At 36.0% G+C, this 19,363-nt stretch carries 18 protein-coding genes; 13 read left to right on the plus strand and 5 right to left on the minus strand.

Annotated features, from left to right (window positions below):
• The first annotated feature begins 90 nt into the window (after positions 1-90).
• From APB85_RS09060 to mscL, 4 genes are read left to right on the plus strand one after another with little or no spacing between them, the layout of a single operon-like run.
• Positions 91-1,953 (plus strand): DNA topoisomerase IV subunit B, encoded by a 1,863-nt coding sequence (locus tag APB85_RS09060; RefSeq protein ID WP_057483047.1) that lies wholly within the window; start codon positions 91-93, stop codon positions 1,951-1,953.
• A complete protein-coding gene (locus APB85_RS09065; RefSeq protein ID WP_057483048.1) occupies positions 1,950-2,432 on the plus strand; it encodes a hypothetical protein in 483 nt (160 codons plus the stop codon). The genes APB85_RS09060 and APB85_RS09065 overlap by 4 nt, the downstream gene beginning before the upstream one ends.
• Positions 2,432-5,080 (plus strand): DNA gyrase/topoisomerase IV subunit A, encoded by a 2,649-nt coding sequence (locus APB85_RS09070; protein ID WP_057483049.1) that lies wholly within the window; start codon positions 2,432-2,434, stop codon positions 5,078-5,080. The genes APB85_RS09065 and APB85_RS09070 overlap by 1 nt, the downstream gene beginning before the upstream one ends.
• The gene (gene mscL, locus APB85_RS09075) at positions 5,081-5,536 is read left to right on the plus strand and encodes a large-conductance mechanosensitive channel protein MscL (RefSeq protein ID WP_057483050.1); all 456 of its coding nucleotides are present in this window, start codon (positions 5,081-5,083) and stop codon (positions 5,534-5,536) included. It abuts the gene before it with no gap.
• Position 5,537: 1 nt separating this feature from the next.
• Here the strand turns inward: mscL and APB85_RS09080 are convergent, their stop codons facing one another.
• The gene (locus APB85_RS09080) at positions 5,538-5,912 is read right to left on the minus strand and encodes a hypothetical protein (RefSeq protein ID WP_057483251.1); all 375 of its coding nucleotides are present in this window, start codon (positions 5,910-5,912) and stop codon (positions 5,538-5,540) included.
• Between the two features lie 49 nt (positions 5,913-5,961).
• Entirely contained in the window at positions 5,962-6,372 is a 411-nt protein-coding gene (locus tag APB85_RS09085) for a helix-turn-helix domain-containing protein (protein ID WP_057483051.1), read from the minus strand.
• Between the two features lie 248 nt (positions 6,373-6,620).
• On the opposite strand from APB85_RS09085, the gene APB85_RS09090 reads away from it, so the two are divergent.
• The 6 genes from APB85_RS09090 (at position 6,621) to APB85_RS09115 (ending at position 13,251) form a co-directional block, all read left to right on the plus strand.
• Positions 6,621-7,814, plus strand: a complete 1,194-nt coding sequence (locus APB85_RS09090) for a M14 family metallopeptidase (protein WP_229792220.1) — start codon at positions 6,621-6,623, stop codon at positions 7,812-7,814.
• A 75-nt stretch (positions 7,815-7,889) separates the two neighbouring features.
• Positions 7,890-8,369 carry an Lrp/AsnC family transcriptional regulator gene (locus APB85_RS09095; RefSeq protein ID WP_037314044.1) on the plus strand — a complete coding sequence of 160 codons (480 nt, stop codon included), beginning with the start codon at positions 7,890-7,892 and terminating at the stop codon, positions 8,367-8,369.
• A gap of 95 nt (positions 8,370-8,464) precedes the next feature.
• Positions 8,465-11,038, plus strand: coding sequence for a phosphoenolpyruvate carboxylase (locus APB85_RS09100; protein WP_057483053.1), 2,574 nt, complete (start codon positions 8,465-8,467; stop codon positions 11,036-11,038).
• Position 11,039: 1 nt separating this feature from the next.
• On the plus strand, positions 11,040-11,564 hold the full coding sequence (locus APB85_RS09105) for a DinB family protein (protein ID WP_057483252.1): 525 nt from the start codon (positions 11,040-11,042) through the stop codon (positions 11,562-11,564).
• A gap of 41 nt (positions 11,565-11,605) precedes the next feature.
• The gene (locus APB85_RS09110) at positions 11,606-12,571 is read left to right on the plus strand and encodes a YihY/virulence factor BrkB family protein (RefSeq protein WP_308430025.1); all 966 of its coding nucleotides are present in this window, start codon (positions 11,606-11,608) and stop codon (positions 12,569-12,571) included.
• Positions 12,572-12,702: 131 nt separating this feature from the next.
• Positions 12,703-13,251: a type 1 glutamine amidotransferase domain-containing protein gene (locus APB85_RS09115; RefSeq protein ID WP_057483253.1), complete on the plus strand. Its 549-nt coding sequence runs from the start codon at positions 12,703-12,705 to the stop codon at positions 13,249-13,251.
• An 81-nt stretch (positions 13,252-13,332) separates the two neighbouring features.
• Here APB85_RS09115 and APB85_RS09120 read toward each other — a convergent pair whose 3' ends face one another.
• Positions 13,333-14,622 (minus strand): dipeptidase, encoded by a 1,290-nt coding sequence (locus APB85_RS09120; RefSeq protein ID WP_057483055.1) that lies wholly within the window; start codon positions 14,620-14,622, stop codon positions 13,333-13,335.
• A 163-nt stretch (positions 14,623-14,785) separates the two neighbouring features.
• On the opposite strand from APB85_RS09120, the gene APB85_RS09125 reads away from it, so the two are divergent.
• The 3 genes from APB85_RS09125 to APB85_RS09135 are packed head-to-tail and all read left to right on the plus strand — an operon-like array spanning position 14,786 to position 18,140.
• Positions 14,786-16,237: a RimK family protein gene (locus APB85_RS09125; RefSeq protein WP_057483056.1), complete on the plus strand. Its 1,452-nt coding sequence runs from the start codon at positions 14,786-14,788 to the stop codon at positions 16,235-16,237.
• 2 nt (positions 16,238-16,239) lie between these two features.
• Positions 16,240-17,460 (plus strand): carboxylate-amine ligase, encoded by a 1,221-nt coding sequence (locus APB85_RS09130; protein WP_057483057.1) that lies wholly within the window; start codon positions 16,240-16,242, stop codon positions 17,458-17,460.
• Positions 17,457-18,140 carry an N-formylglutamate amidohydrolase gene (locus APB85_RS09135; protein WP_057483058.1) on the plus strand — a complete coding sequence of 228 codons (684 nt, stop codon included), beginning with the start codon at positions 17,457-17,459 and terminating at the stop codon, positions 18,138-18,140. Before APB85_RS09130 ends, APB85_RS09135 begins: the two co-directional genes overlap by 4 nt.
• A gap of 74 nt (positions 18,141-18,214) precedes the next feature.
• Here the strand turns inward: APB85_RS09135 and APB85_RS09140 are convergent, their stop codons facing one another.
• Both APB85_RS09140 and APB85_RS09145 read right to left on the minus strand, forming a co-directional pair.
• Positions 18,215-18,628, minus strand: coding sequence for an OsmC family protein (locus tag APB85_RS09140; protein ID WP_057483059.1), 414 nt, complete (start codon positions 18,626-18,628; stop codon positions 18,215-18,217).
• A 244-nt stretch (positions 18,629-18,872) separates the two neighbouring features.
• Positions 18,873-19,304 carry an FKBP-type peptidyl-prolyl cis-trans isomerase gene (locus tag APB85_RS09145; RefSeq protein WP_057483060.1) on the minus strand — a complete coding sequence of 144 codons (432 nt, stop codon included), beginning with the start codon at positions 19,302-19,304 and terminating at the stop codon, positions 18,873-18,875.
• Positions 19,305-19,363 lie beyond the last annotated feature (59 nt).

Here is a 19,363-nt window from a genome sequence, read left to right on the forward strand (position 1 = left end):
TTTTAAATCTTTGTTAATTAAAATAGTCCAGCTTTGTTTTAACTTTTTGGGCTATGCCTTATATTAGCGCCACAACTCCATGAACTACTTATGAGCCAGGAAACGAAGTATACTGAAGATAATATACGGTCTTTAGACTGGAAAGAACATATTAGAATGCGTCCCGGAATGTACATTGGTAAGCTGGGAGACGGCTCCAGTGCTGATGATGGGATTTATATTCTCCTAAAAGAAGTACTGGATAACAGTATTGATGAATTTGTAATGGGATCTGGCAAAACCATTGAGATCTCGGTGCAAAATCAGCGTGTGATTGTTCGGGATTATGGTCGTGGTATTCCTTTAGGAAAAGTAGTTGATGTAGTTTCAAAAATGAATACGGGCGGGAAATACGATACCCGTGCCTTTAAGAAATCGGTTGGACTTAATGGAGTTGGTACTAAAGCCGTAAATGCACTTTCTTCATATTTTAGAGTTGAATCTTCCAGAGATGGGAAATCTCACGCTGCCGAATTTGAGCAGGGAGAATTAAAGGATGAAGAACATCTTGATGAAACTTCCCGTCGTCGCGGAACCAAGGTTACCTTTGTTCCCGATGAGGTTATTTTTAAGAATTTCAAGTTCAGAAATGAGTATATAGAAAAAATGCTGAAAAATTATGTGTACCTGAATCCAGGGTTAACCATAATTTTTAACGGCGAAAAATTCTATTCAGAAAACGGACTTAAAGACCTTTTAAAAGATAGTATTCACGAAGATGAGCGTTTATATGAAATTATTCATATGCGCGGTGAGGATATTGAAGTTGCATTAACACATAGTAAAGCCCAATATAGTGAAGAATATCATTCTTTTGTGAATGGGCAAAATACTTCCCAGGGAGGAACACACCTGGCGGCTTTTAGAGAGGCAATAGTTAAAACGGTACGCGAGTTCTACGGAAAAAATTACGATGCCAGCGATATTAGAAAATCTATAGTATCGGCAATTAGTATTAAAGTAATGGAGCCTGTTTTTGAAAGTCAGACTAAAACAAAACTGGGTTCTACAGATATGGGTGGGAAAATGCCCACCGTACGGACATACATTAACGATTTTCTAAAAACACAGCTGGATAATTACCTGCACAAAAACCAGGAAACTGCCGATAGGCTTCAGCGTAAAATTTTACAGGCCGAAAGGGAGCGTAAAGATCTTTCGGGAATTAGAAAACTTGCAAAGGATAGGGCTAAAAAAGCCAGTCTTCACAATAAAAAATTACGTGATTGCCGTATTCATCTTGGAGACAGTAAGAAAGAACGCTATTTAGAAACTACTTTATTTATTACCGAGGGAGATTCGGCGAGTGGTTCTATTACCAAATCTCGTGATGTCAATACTCAAGCGGTTTTCAGTTTAAAAGGGAAACCTTTAAACAGTTATGGTTTAAGTAAAAAGATTGTTTACGAAAATGAAGAATTCAATTTATTGCAAGCCGCACTTAATATTGAAGAATCTTTAGAAGATCTTAGATATAATAATATTGTAATTGCAACTGATGCCGATGTAGATGGAATGCATATTCGTCTTTTGTTGATTACATTTTTTCTCCAGTTTTTTCCCGAATTAATCAAGGAAAATCATCTTTATATCCTGCAAACTCCGTTGTTTAGAGTTCGTAATAAGAAAGAAACTATTTATTGTTATAGTGAACAGGAACGTAAAAATGCGGTAGAAAAATTAACCGGAAAAGCAGAAATTACTCGATTTAAAGGTTTAGGGGAAATTTCACCAGATGAATTTCAGCATTTTATTGGTGAAGATATTCGATTAGATCCAGTGATGCTGGACAAAGAAAAGTCTATAGACGAAATGCTTAATTTCTATATGGGTAAAAATACGCCAGACAGGCAGGAATTTATTATCGACAATCTTAAAGTTGAACTTGACCTTATTGAAGAGTTGGGCTTATGAGATTCACCAATAGAAATGAAGTAAAAATAGTTCCTTCAATGTACATCGTTTTGGTGGCGATATTTGTCACCAATATTTTTGTGAATATTGAGCTAATGAGTAGCGAAGAACCGGTAAGGTTCAGTCATTATGTACCAAATATTGTGGTGCTTATACTTGGTTTTTATGTGCATAAAATAGGTCAGAGTTTTGACTTTGACAGCGATGGTGAAACCCTAAATCTAAAGAATAACGGTGTTTTCTTTTCAAAATTTATGGAATACCGGGTAAAGAAGGCAGAATTTCCCAAGCGTAAGTTGGGTAAATTTAGATTTAGTGATTACTTTTTTTATTCCGCAGTAACAATTTATATAAGTTCGCGCAGAAGACGCGGTTACAAAAAATATACTTTTAATACTACTTTTCTCAGCCGTAAAAAGAAGCGTGGCATGATAGCTTCTATGCAGAAAATAGTGGAAAATCAAAAAACTACAGCTTAATGGAAGAAAACCAGGAAGAAGCTAAGGATGAACATTTAGAACAACCAAAAGAAGAGCTTATAAAAGTAACCGGAATGTATAAAGACTGGTTTCTTGACTATGCATCTTATGTGATTCTGGAGCGTGCGGTACCTGCCATGGAAGATGGTTTCAAACCGGTGCAGCGCCGTATCATGCATTCTATGAAAGATCTGGACGATGGCCGTTACAATAAAGTAGCAAATATCGTAGGGCATACCATGCAGTATCACCCACACGGCGATGCCAGTATTGGTGATGCAATGGTACAAATGGGCCAGAAAGATATTCTCATCGATACCCAGGGAAACTGGGGAAATATTTTAACCGGAGACCGATCTGCCGCGCCAAGATATATTGAAGCCCGTTTATCTAAATTCGCGCTGGAAGTCTTATTTAATCCGAAATTAACTGAGTGGCAACTTTCTTATGATGGGAGAAAAAAAGAGCCTGTAAACTTACCGGTTAAATTTCCTATGTTGCTTGCTCAGGGAGCCGAAGGTATTGCTGTAGGTTTGAGTACTCGTGTACTTCCACATAATTTTAATGAACTTATAGATGCTTCTATAAAACATTTAAAAGGAAAAAAATTCACTTTATTCCCCGATTTTCCTACGGGTGGAATTGCTGATATTTCAAATTATAATGATGGAATGCGGGGAGGTCGTGTAAGAGTGCGGGCTAAAATTAGCCAGTATGATAAAAATACCCTGGCAATTACCGAAATCCCCTATGGAACCACAACTACCTCGCTAATAGATTCTATTCTAAAAGCGAACGATAAGGGCAAGATTAAGGTCAAGAAGATTGAGGATAATACCGCTGCCGAAGTTGAGATACTTATTCATTTGCCAAATAATATTTCTCCAGATAGAACTATAGATGCGCTGTACGCATTTACCTATTGCGAGAATTCTATCGCACCGCTAGGCTGTGTAATTATTGATAATAAGCCTATTTTCCTTGGTGTTTCAGAAATATTAAGAAGCTCTACAGATCATACCCTTCATTTGCTGAAAAGGGAATTGGAGATCACGCTTGACGAATTGGAAGAGCAATGGCATTTTTCATCTTTAGAGCGAATTTTTATTGAAAAACGAATCTACCGTGAGATAGAAGAGGAAGAAACCTGGGATGGCGTGATCAATGCCATAGATGAAGGTTTAAAACCACATATAAAACACCTGAAGCGTGCCGTAACCCGCGAAGATATTACCAGGCTTACCGAAATTAGGATCAAAAGAATTTCGAAATTCGATTTAGATAAGGCGCAACAAAAAATTGAGTCTTTAGAAGATGAGATCGCCAATGTGAAGCATCATTTAGATCATTTGGTAGATTATGCCGTTGCCTATTTTACTAAACTGAAGAAAGATTACGGGCAGGAGAAAGATCGAAAAACCGAGCTTCGTATTTTTGATGATATAGAAGCAACCAAGGTCGTAATTAGAAACTCAAAACTTTATGTAAACCGTAAAGAAGGTTTTATTGGTACTGCACTTAAGAAAGACGAGTATGTCACCGATTGTAGTGATATAGACGATATTATTTGCTTTACTGCAGATGGTAAAATGATGGTCACCAAGGTAGATACTAAAACCTTTATTGGAAAAGATATTATTCACGTCGCTATCTTTAAGAAAAAAGATAAACGAACCATTTATAATATGATTTATCGCGATGGTAAAGGCGGAGCATCGTATATAAAAAGATTTTCGGTGACCTCGGTAACCCGCGATAGGGAATACGATTTAACCCAGGGTAAAAAAGATTCAAAAGTGCATTACTTTACAGCAAATCCTAATGGGGAAGCTGAAGTAGTGACTATTTTCCTAAGACAGGTTGGGAGCATTAAAAAACTAAAATTTGATGTTGACTTTGCCGATATGCTTATTAAGGGCAGAAATGTAAAAGGAAATATTGTTACTAAATACGCTGTAAAACGCGTAGAGCTAAAAGAAGAAGGTGTTTCTACCTTAAAGCCAAGAAGAATCTGGTTTGATGAAACGGTAAAAAGATTGAATGTTGATGAACGCGGAGAACTTCTTGGAGAATTTAGGGGAGAAGATCGCATTTTGATCGTTACCCAGGACGGAACTGCAAAAACCATAATCCCTGAACTTACTACCCGTTTTGATGAAGAAATGGTAGTATTGGAAAAATGGGTGCCGAAAAAACCAATTTCAGCAATTTACTGGGAGCCAGAAAAAGAGCGTTTTTATGTAAAACGTTTTTTAATAGAAAATCCGGATAAGGAGGAAAAATTTATCAGCGAACATGAAAACTCCTATTTAGAACTGGTTTCTACCGATTATTACCCGCAAGCGGAAATTGTATTCTCAAAACAACGTGGTAAAGAACAGCGTCCTAACGAAGAAGTTAATATTGAAGAATTCATTTCGGTAAAAGGTATTAAGGCTCTTGGAAACCAATTAACTACAGATAAGGTTAAACAGATAAATCCGTTAGAACCTTTACCCTACGAAGAGGAAGACGAAACACCTGCAGAAGATATTGAGGTGGTAGATGATGAAGCGGTTTCGGATGAAAAGAATAAGTTAAATATCGTTGGTAAAAAGGAAGATAAAGCTGACTCTTCTGAAAGCCAGGGGACATTATTTGATGAGTAAATGGGAATTATAAAAGAATTTAAAGAGTTTGCCATAAAAGGGAATATGGTAGATATGGCGGTAGGTATTATAATAGGTACCGCTTTTAATTCTGTTGTCAACACCCTGGTTAAAGAAGTGGTGATGCCACCTTTAAGCCTTATGACTAACGGTATTGAATTTGCCGATAAGAAATGGGTGTTACGCGATGCTGTTGCAGAAACAGAAGGTATTACCGCTATTGAGGAAGTGGCGATAGGCTACGGTGCTTTAATAGAAGCTTTCCTGGATTTTATTATTATTGGTTTTACTATTTTTCTGGTCATAAAAGTGATGAATCGTTTTAGAACTAAAGCCGAGAACCCTGAAGACAAGCGGGAAGTGACTCCAAAAGATATTGAGCTTTTATCGAAGATGAACCATTTAATGGAGGAGCAAAACCAGTTGCTTAAAAAGAATTTTTCGAATAAAGATTAATCTATTTAACGCGGTCTACCTGGCCGCGTTGTTTTTTATCCTGGCCTACAATCCCATATTCAAAAGTATAACCATCTTTATTGGTGGTTAAGATCTTCATATGAATGGGTTTTTCTTCAGCCATACTCTTTGGATTTAGATTTTTAAGAATATACTCGCAGTCGTTGATCCATCTAACCGATGAGGTGTCTGATTTCCCCTGGAATTTATCAATTTCTATAGAATCGTTCCTTATAAAGGTAGAAGTGGCTAATTCGCCATTTAAATAGGTTTTATACTCAAATGTGCCGGTTTTAAAATCGGTGCAGTTTCTTTCCGGTTCAAAACAGCCTGTAAAAATAAAAACCAGGCTTAATATTAGTAAAAGCTTCTTCATTATTGCAATTCCTTTTGAACTGCAAAATAAACCTATTTTCACCGGACTGTCAATTTTCAAAGGCCTCAAAAGTGCCATCTTCATAAAAAATAACAATCTTTCTAATGGGTTTGCTTTTTCCTTGCTGCGGAAAAGGAAAAGGCATTTCACTTTTCTCCTGGATATTTTGTTCGCGTGGTGGTTGCGTTGTACTAATTTCCGGTTTGGCCACAGGTGGAGGTGTGGGTTTTTCTGAAGGAGGAAAACTTCCTTTTCCATTTAACAGCCAGTATAATTCTACCTCTGGAAAAGACTTTACGATCTTCATTACAAAATCTAAACTCGGTTTATTTCTACCCGATAAAATATGCGAAATAGAAGAGCGGCCTACCTCAATTTTATCGGCAAAACCAGCGGCCGATAATTCATAAAATTCCAGTATTCTATGCAACCTTTTAGAGAAATCTTCCGTGTTTACCATTGTAAATTATATAAAGCCAAATTGCTATTTACAAATGTAATCAAACCCTGAATAGCTACCAAATTACAATTGTAATTAATTAAAAATGCATAAAGTTTAACTTTACTTGTTTATATTTAATTAACTAAAAATAAACAATTTAGATATTTAAAATAAAGGGATAGGATTTATTCCAATTTGGAGGTTGGTGAGAATGCCGCAGTGTTTACACTTGTAACTAACAAAAGTAAATTTAACTGTTTACAATTGTGAAATTTGTATTGTTTACTTTTGTAAACATGGAAGAAACAGGATTTATTAAAGCGCTTTTTGAAGATTATAATTCATTTAAAAACCATAAAATTTCAGGGCGGTATATCCAGCAAAAAGACATTCAAGTTTTGCTGGATAATTTGGGAGAGGAATTTTCGCTAAAAGAAATTGGAACATCGGTTTTAGGAAAACCTATTCATAGTATTCAATTTGGTAATGGACCGATTAAAATTCTTGCCTGGTCACAAATGCATGGAAATGAATCTACCACCACCAAGGCCGTTTTTGATCTGCTTAATTATATAAGTATACATAAACAAGAACCTTTAGTGCGGTCTATTTTGAATAATTGCAGTCTTTGTATTATCCCGATGTTGAATCCAGATGGAGCGGAAGCTTACACTCGCGTAAATGCTAATAGAATAGACTTAAATAGGGATGCGCAGGATTTGAGTCAGCCAGAAAGCAGAATTCTTAGCCAGGTTTTTAAGAATTTCAATCCTGATTTCTGCCTTAACCTACACGATCAACGCACTATATTTAGTGCAGGTAATAATCCTGAACCGGCTGTATTGTCGTTTTTAACGCCTTCAATGGATAAAGACCGGCAAATCTTCCCTTCGCGGATTAAGAGCATGCAGCTTATCGCTAAAATAGCGCAGGATCTTTCTGAATTGTTGCCGGGAAGAATAGGAAGGTATGATGATGGGTTTAATATAAATTGTACCGGAGATACTTTTCAAAGTACAAAAACTCCTACCATTCTTTTTGAAGCAGGGCATTTTCCGGGGGATTACAAGCGGGAAGAAACCAGGAAATACGTCTTTTTAGCGCTGGTTTCGGTTTTAAACTCTATTAGTGAAAATAATTTCCAGCAGATAGATTATCAGAAATACCAGGAAATTCCTGAAAATGAAAAATTGTTTAACGATATTATTTTGAGGGACGCTAACTCAGAAAATGGAGTAGTGGATATTGCTATTCAATATAAAGAAATAATAAAAGATCGAAAATTGTCCTTTTTCCCGGAAATTGAAAAAATAGCACCTAAAATTAAGAAGTTCGCACATAAAGAAATATTTTGTGAGAATAAAAAAATTGAAATTAACGATGAAAATACGCTCACCGAAAACGTTATAGTTAATAAAATAGTCTTAAATGGTGTGGAATTACCTCTTAAATGTGAATAATTCTCAAAAACCTTAGCAATAATTCAAGGATTTTGTATTAATTTTGAATTTCATATAAATAAAGAAGTTTAAAAAATGGCCAAGTTTAAATTAGACGAAACAGATCACCAGATTCTCGATATGTTAATTGAGAATACGAGGACCCCATTTACCGATATCGCGAAAAAGCTATTAATATCAGCTGGAACCGTGCACGTGCGTGTAAAGAAAATGGAGGAAGCAGGAATCATTAAAGGTTCTTCACTAACCCTTGATTATAAAAAATTAGGTTATGCGTTTATCGCCTACGTAGGCGTATTCCTAAAGAATACCTCGCAAACAAAATTTGTACTAGAGCGTATTAACGAAATTCCGTTTGTAACTGTAGCCCACGTTACTACAGGTAAATTTAATGTATTCTGTAAGATTAGAGCGCGCAATACACAACACGCTAAAGAAGTGATCTTTCAGTTAGACGATATTGAAGGAGTTTACAGAACAGAAACTATGATTTCTTTAGAAGAGAGCTTAAACGATAAAAAACGCTTAATGCATTCTATCTTTCAGGATATGTAAGCAATCCTAAACTTATTATAAAAACCCTTTAGGCTTACGTGTTTAAAGGGTTTTTTTATAACTTTAAATTTAATCTTAATCAACTAAAATTTATTATGCACAGAGAACCAAAACTAGAACGTTTTAATGAGAGCGTACTTTCAAAATATCAGGTTTATAACAGTATATTTTTAACGCTGCCTTTTGACGATATTAGTAAAACAGGATCGCTGCTGCCTCTTTTTCAGGAAATTTGCGAAGCGGGCTTTAAAGACAACAAAAACCCTTCAGAAATTATTGAAAATTTCTTCAGTAAATATCAGGATGATCCTTCAGAAGAAGACCAGATCAGTTTACTTTTTAGATTCATTCAGTATATAGAAAGACAGGTAGTGCTTTTTGATGCTATTGAAGATGCCTCTTTTACTACGGTGAATAATATGGATGGTCGTGGTACCCTTAGAAACGTTAAGGAAGAAGCCGAAGCTAAAGACAAAGTACCACAGCTTCGTGAATATCTTAAACGTTTTAATGTGAGGCCAACTTTAACTGCTCACCCTACACAATTCTATCCGGGTGCAGTTTTAGGAATTATAACCGATTTAGATAAGGCGGTTCAGAAAAATGATATTACCCTTATCAAAAAGCTTTTAGCGCAACTTGGAAAAACACCATTTTTCAAAAAAGAAAAACCAACCCCTTACGATGAAGCCGTAAGCCTTATCTGGTATTTTGAAAATGTATTTTACCAGAGTGTAAGTAAGATTTATAATTATATTCAGCAGAATATTTTTGATGGCGAAGATATAGGCAACCAGGTTATTAATTTAGGATTCTGGCCAGGGGGAGACCGTGATGGAAACCCGTTCGTAACTACCGAAATCACTTTAAAAGTAGCCCAAAGATTAAGAAGTACAATTTTACTGAATTATTACAGGGATCTTCGAGCTCTTAAAAGAAGAGTGACTTTTAACGAAGTAGATGTGATTATTTCCGAAATGGAAACACCGCTTTATCAAAGTGCAATTTCCAAGACTGGAAAGATTAAAATGTCACTTGAAGACTTTAGATCTAAACTCTACCAGATCAAAGATATAGTAGAGAAGAAACACCAGGGTTTATTTATTGAAGAGATTAACGATTTAATCAATAAAGTAAATATTTTCGGATACCATTTCGCAACCCTGGACATACGTCAGGATTCCGGAAAACACGCTGAAGTTTTAGAGGAAGTAATAAAAAGTCATCCAGAAATATTTCCAAAAAACTATGCTTCACTTTCTAATGAAGAACAAATTGAAATCCTAACAAAAGCTGAAGGAAAGATAGATCCTGATAAGTATGAAGATGGAATAACAAAATCTACACTTTCTTCTATTTATGCGATGCAGGAAATTCAGAAGAAAAATGGAGAGAATGGAGCCAATAGATATATAATTAGCCATAGTGAAGTGCCACAAAGTATTTTAGAACCTTTTGCCTTCTTAAAACTATGTGGATGGAAGAAACCAACAGTAGATATTATTCCTCTTTTTGAAACTGTTCCCGATTTAAAGGCTTCTCCAGATGTGATGGAGACTTTATATAACAATCCTGTTTACCGTGAACATTTAAAAAGAAGAGGAGATAAGCAAACAATTATGCTTGGTTTTAGCGATGGTACTAAAGATGGTGGATATTTAATGGCCAACTGGAGTATCTATAAAGCTAAAGAAATGCTTACAGAGGTTTCCAGGAAACACGGTATTAAAGTCGTATTCTTTGATGGTAGAGGAGGACCACCGGCACGTGGTGGTGGTAAAACTCACCAGTTCTACGCATCTTTAGGGTCTGGTATTGAAAATGAAGAAATTCAATTAACCGTACAGGGGCAAACCATTAGTTCTAATTTTGGAACGCGGGATTCTTGTAGATATAACCTGGAGCAATTGTTAAGTTCGGGGGTTTCTAATGAAATTTTTAGTCAGGATAAAAACCAGTTAACCGATGAAGACCGGGAAACAATGACGAACCTGGCTGAAATAAGTTATAAAACATATACAGACTTTAAACAGCACGAAAAGTTTATTCCTTATTTGGAAAAAATGAGTACGCTTAAATATTATTCTAAAACCAATATTGGTAGTCGCCCTTCTAAAAGAAATAAATCGGCTAAACTTAATCTAGACGATCTTAGGGCAATTCCATTTGTTGGAAGCTGGAGCCAGTTAAAACAAAACGTTCCAGGATTTTTTGGAGTAGGAACCGCTTTGGAAAAGTACGAAGAAGCAGGCGAATTTGAAAAAGTAAAGCATCTTTATAATAATTCGGTTTTCTTTAAAACTTTACTGGAGAATTCTATGATGAGTCTTACGAAATCTTTCTTTGCACTAACCAATTATATGGAGAAGGATAAAGAATTTGGTGAATTTTGGAAGATCATTTATGCTGAATATAAGCGTACCCATGCCATGTTACTTAAAGTAACGGGTTATGCTGAGCTTATGGAAAATCAGCCTGCCGGTAAAGCTTCAATTCAGGCGCGAGAGCGCATTGTATTACCATTGTTAACCATACAGCAGCACGCGCTTAGAAAAGTGCAGGAATTGCAGGATCAAGGTAAAAGTGCAGAGAAAATGCTGGAAGTTTACGAAAAAATGGTTACTCGTTCCCTTTACGGAAATATCAATGCAAGTAGAAATTCAGCTTAATATGATAGCAAACAGCTTAAATTCTGATGAGTACAATGCGTACTACGACAGGTATTTACAAAAAATCCCCGGCAATTTAGAGCTGGGGATTTTACTTCTGGAAAATAAGGAAGAATTTCTTCGTTTACTGGATAAGATAAAGCCTGAAGACCTAACTTATAGCTATGCCGAAGGTAAATGGAGCGTAGCAGAAGTTATTCAGCATCTTATAGATGTGGAAAGAATTTTTCAATATAGATCACTTACCCTGGCTAGAGAGCCCGGAATTAAATTGCCCGGTTTTGATCACGATGCATATGTTCCTATGAGTTCTGCCCAAAATAGAACTTTGAAATCTTTTAAAAAGGAATTTAAAGCAGTTAGAGACTCGGGAATATCGCTTTATCAGAGTTTTTCAGAAGAAATGTTGGTACGAAAAGGATTTGTAAGTGGCAGCGCTACAAGTTGCCGTGCCTTAGGTTTTATTTCCGCAGGGCATACCAAACATCATATTGAACTCTTTAAAGAGAATTATAATATTATATGAAGTTTTTTAAAACTGCATGGTCGCTGTTTAAACAGGCCTATTTGAGCTGGATAAAGAATGAACCATACGCCCGAAGCGCTACTATTGCGTATTACGCGTTGTTCTCTCTACCGTCTTTGCTGATAATTGTAGTGACCCTTGCAGGATATTTCTTTGAACAGGAGGCTGTTCAGGGAAGATTAACTTCAGAAATTAGCGGTTTTGTGGGGGAGGAGCCTGCAAATGCTATAGAAAATATGATTGCCAGCGCCGCCCTGGCCACAGAGTCTACCTGGGCCATTATATTTGGTATAGGAACTTTGCTTTTTGGTGCTACCGGAGTGTTTTTTCAGCTTAAAATGGCGATGAATAATATTTGGAATGTTGCCGAAAAACGAACCGATTTTTTAAGAATGCTGCTTGATAGATTGATCTCGTTTGGAATGGTGATGGTAATAGGGCTTTTGCTTTTGTTATCTCTTGTTATTTCTGCTTTAATTCGAGTATTAAAAGATGAAATAGAACAATATGCGCCAAACATTACCGAATTTATGGTAGAGGTAGCTAATTTTAGTATTTCATTTCTGGTGATCACAACTTTATTTGCGGCTATTTTTAAATTACTACCCGATATTAAATTGCGCTGGAAAATAACCTATTTGGGAGCTGCAGTTACTACCATCCTATTTTTGCTGGGAGAAGCTCTTATAAGTTTTTATTTTGGCCAAAGTGAACCTGCTTCGGTTTATGGTGGTGCTTCTTCGGTGGTCCTTATCTTGCTGTGGGTTTACTATACCTGTTTAATTTTATTTTTTGGAGCCGAATTTACTGTACAGTACGCCTTGCTTAAAAATGAAAGGGTAGTACCCAATAAATATGGTGAACCTGCAATTTACCAGGAATTGGAAAAACTGCAGGAAAAGCGTACACAACTAGAGGAAGAAAAGGAAATAATAGATACGCTTAAGAATAATATGGACTGGGAGAAGAATAGAGGGAAGAAAGGGAAATCTAAAAAGGAGAAATAACTTCATTTTAGAACCTTTTAAGAGAATTAATAAAGTTTAACTTTAGCCAGCTTTTCTTTTATAATGTCCTTAGCACACTATCCTCTAAACGTATTTTATCTTTGTATAAACCAAAAAACGAAGATAGAATTATGGAAAAGAGAATTGCAATTTTAGCCACAAACGGATTTGAAAAAAGTGAATTATTTTCTCCGAAAGAGGCTTTAGAAAATGAAGGCTTTAAAGTTGACGTTATAAGCTTGGAAAAAGGAAAAATTAAAGGCTGGGAAGGTACTAACTGGTCTGGAGAAATAGATGTTGATCGCACCATTAATGAGGTAAGCGCTAAAGAATATAATGCTTTAGTACTTCCAGGTGGGGTAATTAACCCAGATCAACTAAGAAGAAACGAAGATGTACTTGTATTTGTACGTGACTTCTTTAAGCAAAGTAAACCTGTAGGCGCTATATGTCACGCAGCCTGGACTTTAATTAATGCAGAAGTTGTAGAAGGTAGAACAATGACATCTTTTAACTCTATCAAAAAAGACCTGGAAAATGCAGGAGCTCTTTGGGTAGATAAAGAAGTGGTTGTAGATGAAGCTTTTGTAACTTCAAGAAATCCTGACGATCTTCCGGCTTTTAATGCTAAGATGATCGAAGAGATTAAAGAAGGAAAACACGATCTGCAACACGCATAATCTAAATTTAAGATATTAGAATTAATAAGCCTGTCTGGTAAATTTACCAGACAGGCTTTTTTTAATATTCAAATTTTAAAATTATGCTTTCTGAAGTTCGGCAGCTACTGCATCAACTTCATCCATGACTCTAAGTAAATTCTCACCCCAAAGTTTGGCTATTTCCTCTTCGGTATAACCTCTTTTCACCAGTTCTTTGGTAATATTTAAAGTTTCTGAAGCATCTTCCCAGCCATCAATGCCGCCACCGCCATCAAAATCTGAACTTATACCTACGTGTTCAATTCCTATTAGATCTACCATATAATCTATATGGTCTACAAAGTCTGAAACTCCTACAGGTTCAATTTCTTCTTTTAGCAACTCAATGTCTGGAGACGCTGCATTTCTCACTTTTTGGTAATCTGCATAATAAGCATTTCTTTCGGTATTACTTAAAGCTCTAACGGTATCTCGCGGTAGAATTTCAAAATTCATTTCGGCAGCTTTTTCCTCATAAACTTTTTCACTTGCCTCAGAGAATGCTTTATCTTTTTCAGTATTTACATATGCGCTAAAGGCAACCGTTTGTACAACCCCACCGTGTTTTTTAAATAACATTAAAAGTTCATCATCTAAATTACGGCTGTGATTACAAAGCTCGCGTGCAGAAGAGTGGGAAGCAATAAGCGGGGCTTTAGAAAGTTCAAACATTTGTTTGATAGCTTCTTTAGAGGGATGTGAAACATCTATCATCATTCCCAGGCGATTCATTTCTGCAATTACTTCTTTTCCGAGATCGCTAAGTCCGTTATGCATCCATTCGTCGTTTTCTTCGCCGGTATTAGAATCGCTTAACTGGCTATGGCCCTGGTGTGCGAGGGACATATATCTGGCGCCAAGATCATAGAATTTTTCAACATTTTCCACATCAAGTCCTACTGAATAGCCATTTTCAACACCAATCATTGCAACTTTTTTACCTTCAGAAACCAATTTGCGCACCTCCTGAGAGTTGGTGGCCAATCCTATTTGATTCGGGGCAAAGTCTTCTACCAGTTTATGGATCGCATCAAACTTACTCATCGCATTTTCGTAAGCATTTTTGAAGCCTTCCTCGGTAAGTTCATCCTGTCCGGTATACACAATAAACCAGGCAACATCAAGTCCGCCGGCTTCCATTTTAGGAAGGGTAACCTGGTTTCCCAGGTCCATGGTATAATTCCTCTCTTTCTTGAAATTATTGATATTGATATCGGCGTGCGTATCTATGGTAATTACATTCTCGTGAATTTCTTGGGCTTTTTCCAACAGAGCTTGATCGTTATTTTCTTGAGCAAACGCCAGACTACCCGTAAATAAAAGGGCCAGCCTAAAAAGGTTTAATTTCATATAAAGTGTATTTCAATTTAGTGAAGCCCTGAAATTACTAATAAAAATTTAAGGAATAAATTGAATAGACCGTTTTGGTGAATATTAATCCAACATTGAAGTCAAGATTTATTTATAGCGTATTTGATTTTCGACTACATTTGATAGAATTTTCAATTTTTAAATGAAAAAATATATTATTGTAAACCACCCTGAAAAGTGGAAGTTAAAACTGGATCATATAGAGATTGTTTCAGCTCAATCCTATCTTACCAATCCAGAATTTTCCCGGCTTAAAAACGCCAGAATATTCAATCTTTGCAAAGATTATTCTTACCAGTCTAAAGGTTATTACGTTTCTCTTTTAGCCGAAGCACGAGGACATTTGGCGATTCCAACGGTAAAAAACATTGTGGATCTTAGGGAACCAAAGTTGGTGAAAATAGTTTCTGAAGAGTTTGACGATCTAATGCAAACCAGCTTAAAAGGAATCAAATCGCAGGAATTTACGCTGAGTATTTATTTTGGACAAAATGTGGCTCAAAAATATAAAGAGCTAAGCGCGATGTTTCATAGACATTTCCAAATTCCGTTTTTAAGAGTAAAATTCAATTTCACCACGAAATGGAATATTAAAAGTATAAAAGCGATTTCTGAAGCTGAAATTCCGCAAGAACATTTGGAAAGTATGTATGCGTTTGCAGCTCAGTATTTTGCTAAAAAGCGCTACGATACACCGCGAGCCAGTACTGCTGATTTTGACCTGGCTATTCTAGTGCAACCCGAAGATCCGGCGCCACCAAGTAATGCTAAAGCATTAAAGAAATTTGTGGAGATTGCTGAAAAGATGAATTTCTATGTAGAAATAATTTCTCCTAAAGATCTCTCGCGTTTATCTGCTTTTGATGCCTTATTTATTCGCCAAAGTACCGAAGTTAATAATGAAGCCTATGCATTTGCCAGGAAAGCCCAGCAGGAAGGCATCGCCATTGTAGATTATCCCGATGCCATTCTTAAATGTTGTAACAAGGTTTTTATGGCCGAAGCATTGGAAAACGCCAATATTCCTACACCAAAAACACTTATAGTTCATAAAGAAAATATAGATAAGGTTTTGGAAATTACAGGACTGCCGGTGGTTTTAAAATCTCCCGATTCTACTTTTTCCTTCGGAGTAAAGAAAGCGACCACCCCTGCGGAATATCAGGAGTTGGTTAGCACGATGCTTAAAAAATCTGAACTTGTTATTGCCCAGGAATTTTCTCCTTCTGAATATGACTGGAGAATAGGAATATTAGACAATAAACCTTTTTATGCCTGCCGATATTATATGGCCAAAGGCCACTGGCAGATTTACAACTGGGACGCAAAAGCGAAAGATGACCAGGATGGAAATGCTGATTGCTTACCTATAGAAAAGGTTCCGAAGAAAATATTGGAAGCCGCATTAAAATCGGCTAAACTAATGGGAAAAGGACTATACGGCATAGATATCAAAGAAGTAGGAGGAAAGCCGTTCGTTATTGAAATTAACGATAATCCGAACATCGACTTTGGTGTGGAAGATGGCTACTATGGCGATCAGGTTTATATCGACATTATTTCGGCGTTAAAAGAAAGATTAGAAAAGAAGTAATTATGAAATATCATCTTTTTGAAGTTTTTGGAATTGAACTGGAATATATGCTTATCAATGAGTCCAGTTTTGAAGTGAATCCAATCGTAGATCAACTTTTTATTAGCAAACATGGCGAAATCACTTCAGATATTGAAAACGGTGAAATTGAATGGAGCAACGAGCTGGTAGGGCATGTAGTAGAACTTAAAACCAATGGTCCAACCGGAGATATAGAAAATCTAGATCTACTTTTTGCTGAAAATATAAAGGAAGTAAATCTATTGCTGAAGAAAAAAAATACCAGGCTTTTACCTTCGGCGGCACATCCTTTAATGCATCCTGAAACCGAAACCCAATTATGGAAACACAGTTCCAGCAAGATTTACGCGCTTTATAACAGAATTTTTGATTGCAGTGGCCACGGCTGGAGCAATGTGCAAAGTATGCATATTAACCTTCCGTTTTTTGATGATGGAGAATTTGAAAAACTGCACGCTGCGGTGCGTTTACTTTTACCTATAATCCCTGCGTTAAGCGCCAGTTCTCCTATTTTTGAAGGAAAATATACCGGTTTTAAAGATGCCAGGATGCAGGTTTATAAAACCAACCAAAAAGAAATTCCACAAATGACGGGAAAGGTAATTCCGGAGCAGGTTTTTTCTAAAGACGATTATTACAAAACTATTTTTGAACCCATCAATAAAGCAATAAAACCGCACGATACCGAAAATATCCTGGATCATCACTTTTTGAATTCTCGTGGTGCCATTGCTCGTTTTGATAGAAACGCCATTGAAATTCGCGTAATAGATGTTCAGGAATGTCCTAAAGCAGATTTAGCGATTGCTATTTTTATTATTGAATGTTTAAAACTGCTGGTTAGTGAAGAATTGATTTCTATTGAAGATCAGAAAAAGTGGCACGAAAATGAGCTCTTTGAGATTTTTGACGTGGTAATTAAAGATGCTGAAAATACCAAAATCAGTAATAAAGACTACCTCAAGATTTTCGGACTTTCACAAGCGATAGAAGTGAAGGAAATTTGGCGTATTTTATTTTCAAAAGTAAAAAGAAATATTGCGGAGAAACACCAGGAAAGCATCAAGTTTTTATTTAGCAATGGGAGTCTTTCTACCCGCATTTTAAAAGCAGTAGGGAATGATTTTTCAGAAGAAAATATCAAAAAAAACTATTTTGAGTTAGCAGATTGCCTGGAAGAAAATAAATTATTTATTCCGTGAAACTGATTCTAACCTGCGAGCACGCATTCAATACTATTCCGCAGGAATATCAGGCTTTATTTATTAATGCCCAGGAAATTCTGGAATCTCATCGTGGTTATGATCCCGGTGCTTTCGATCTCTTTAATGAGCTGAAGGACTTAGCCTATTTTTCATTTTTCTACGAAACAGGACGTTTGTTAGTTGAAGTAAATAGGTCTAAAGGACATTCTAATTTATTTTCTGAATTCACTAAAAAGCTTTCCGAAACATCGAAAACTAAGCTTTTAGATCAATACTATTTTCCATATCGAGATTCGTTAGAAAAGCAAATTTCAAACTTAATAGGAAAAGGGGAGACAGTACTACATTTTTCGGTACACACTTTTACTCCAAATTTAAACGAAGAGATTAGAAATACAGATATTGGATTACTTTATGATCCAGCGAGGAGTGCAGAAAAAGAATTCTGTATAAATTTCAAGCGAAATTTGAAAGATCAGAATCCTGAATTAAAAATTAGGTTTAATTACCCTTATTTGGGAAAAGCAGATGGATTTACTACTTATTTACGAAAGAGATTTCCTGAAAATTATATTGGAATAGAACTTGAAATGAACCAGAAATTTGTGAATAATAACAAAATGAAATCAGCCTTTAAACAGCAAACTTTTATAGCTTTAAAAGCTTCATTAAAATAAAGAAAGCCACGAATTCACTAATTTATATTGGTGAATTCGTGGCTTATATTCTTTAGGATAAGCTCCTCAAAAGTTTATTGAATCAATTCAGATTCTAATGTTATTTCTGTATCCAGTAATTTAGAAATAGGGCAATTTTCTTTAGCATCGTTGGCTATTTTCTCGAACTGCTCTTTCTCAATTCCTTTTACTTTTGCTTTTAAAATTAAGTGTGACTTTTTCACCGCTCCATCTTCAAAAGTGATTTCAGATTTAGTTTCTAATTCATCAGGCTCAAAACCTTCTTCAGTAAGATTAGCCGAAAGCTGCATGGTAAAACACCCGGAATGTGCAGCACCTATAAGTTCTTCAGGATTGGTGCCTTTACCATCTTCAAACCTGGTTTTAAAAGAGTACTGCGTTTTATCCAAAATACCACTTTGGGTACTAATTGTTCCTTTACCTTCTTTAAGACTACCTTTCCAAATTGCGGTTCCATTTCTTTTCATAATATTATTTTTTTTGATTTAGTTCTAAGATAGGAATCATTAAAGGCAATCTAAAATTATTATCAAAACCTTAACCCAAATCTCACTCGATAGTCTAGATTTTACTATTTATGGATTATTTAGAAATTCTAAAATTGCCTCGAAAGGAACAATTGCGATTAACCTATTTTAATTTTTTGCATTTATAAAACAAAAAAGCCCGAAACCAGGAGGCTTCGGGCTTTTATATATAAGTTTTAGAAACTTACTTGATCTCTACTACTTCAAGATCAAATACCAGGTCTTTACCTGCTAGTGGGTGATTTCCATCTACCACAATAGTGTCTTCTTTTACATCTTTAACCACAAGATTCATTTCCTGACCGTCAGGGCTTTTAGAAACAAGTCCCATTCCTACTTCTGGCTTAATTTCTTCCGGAAGCTGGCTCTTTTGTACTTCTTGTACAAGCTCTTCTCTTGGCTCTCCGTAAGCTTCTTCTTTAGGAATATTTATGGTTTTCTTTTCGTTCACTTCCATATCGATAAGGCCTTTTTCGAAACCAGGAATTAACTGTCCCTGTCCCATAGTAAATTCTATAGGCTCACCTCTTTCTACGGAGCTATCAAAAACCTGCCCGTCAGCTAGTTTACCTGTGTAATGTACCTTTACCGTGTCATTTGCTTTTACTTGACTCATAATGTTGTTTTTCAAAAATTATAATGGGCTTTATTAACATGCTGCCCGTTAAAGAATGC

The sequence above is a fragment of the Salegentibacter mishustinae genome (genome assembly GCF_002900095.1).
Classification (GTDB): Bacteria; Bacteroidota; Bacteroidia; order Flavobacteriales; family Flavobacteriaceae; genus Salegentibacter; species Salegentibacter mishustinae.

What these genes read in the sequence shown, in the direction of transcription:
- APB85_RS09060 (WP_057483047.1), top strand. Translation starts at nt 91, where the DNA reads ATGAGCCAGGAAACGAAGTATACTGAAGATAATATACGGTCTTTAGAC.
- APB85_RS09065 (WP_057483048.1), top strand. Translation starts at nt 1,950, where the DNA reads ATGAGATTCACCAATAGAAATGAAGTAAAAATAGTTCCTTCAATGTAC.
- APB85_RS09125 (WP_057483056.1), top strand. Translation starts at nt 14,786, where the DNA reads ATGAAAAAATATATTATTGTAAACCACCCTGAAAAGTGGAAGTTAAAA.
- APB85_RS09100 (WP_057483053.1), top strand. Translation starts at nt 8,465, where the DNA reads ATGCACAGAGAACCAAAACTAGAACGTTTTAATGAGAGCGTACTTTCA.
- APB85_RS09120 (WP_057483055.1), bottom strand. Translation starts at nt 14,622, where the DNA reads ATGAAATTAAACCTTTTTAGGCTGGCCCTTTTATTTACGGGTAGTCTG.
- APB85_RS09105 (WP_057483252.1), top strand. Translation starts at nt 11,040, where the DNA reads ATGATAGCAAACAGCTTAAATTCTGATGAGTACAATGCGTACTACGAC.
- APB85_RS09080 (WP_057483251.1), bottom strand. Translation starts at nt 5,912, where the DNA reads ATGAAGAAGCTTTTACTAATATTAAGCCTGGTTTTTATTTTTACAGGC.
- APB85_RS09140 (WP_057483059.1), bottom strand. Translation starts at nt 18,628, where the DNA reads ATGAAAAGAAATGGAACCGCAATTTGGAAAGGTAGTCTTAAAGAAGGT.
- APB85_RS09070 (WP_057483049.1), top strand. Translation starts at nt 2,432, where the DNA reads ATGGAAGAAAACCAGGAAGAAGCTAAGGATGAACATTTAGAACAACCA.
- APB85_RS09095 (WP_037314044.1), top strand. Translation starts at nt 7,890, where the DNA reads ATGGCCAAGTTTAAATTAGACGAAACAGATCACCAGATTCTCGATATG.
- mscL (WP_057483050.1), top strand. Translation starts at nt 5,081, where the DNA reads ATGGGAATTATAAAAGAATTTAAAGAGTTTGCCATAAAAGGGAATATG.
- APB85_RS09130 (WP_057483057.1), top strand. Translation starts at nt 16,240, where the DNA reads ATGAAATATCATCTTTTTGAAGTTTTTGGAATTGAACTGGAATATATG.
- APB85_RS09115 (WP_057483253.1), top strand. Translation starts at nt 12,703, where the DNA reads ATGGAAAAGAGAATTGCAATTTTAGCCACAAACGGATTTGAAAAAAGT.
- APB85_RS09145 (WP_057483060.1), bottom strand. Translation starts at nt 19,304, where the DNA reads ATGAGTCAAGTAAAAGCAAATGACACGGTAAAGGTACATTACACAGGT.
- APB85_RS09085 (WP_057483051.1), bottom strand. Translation starts at nt 6,372, where the DNA reads ATGGTAAACACGGAAGATTTCTCTAAAAGGTTGCATAGAATACTGGAA.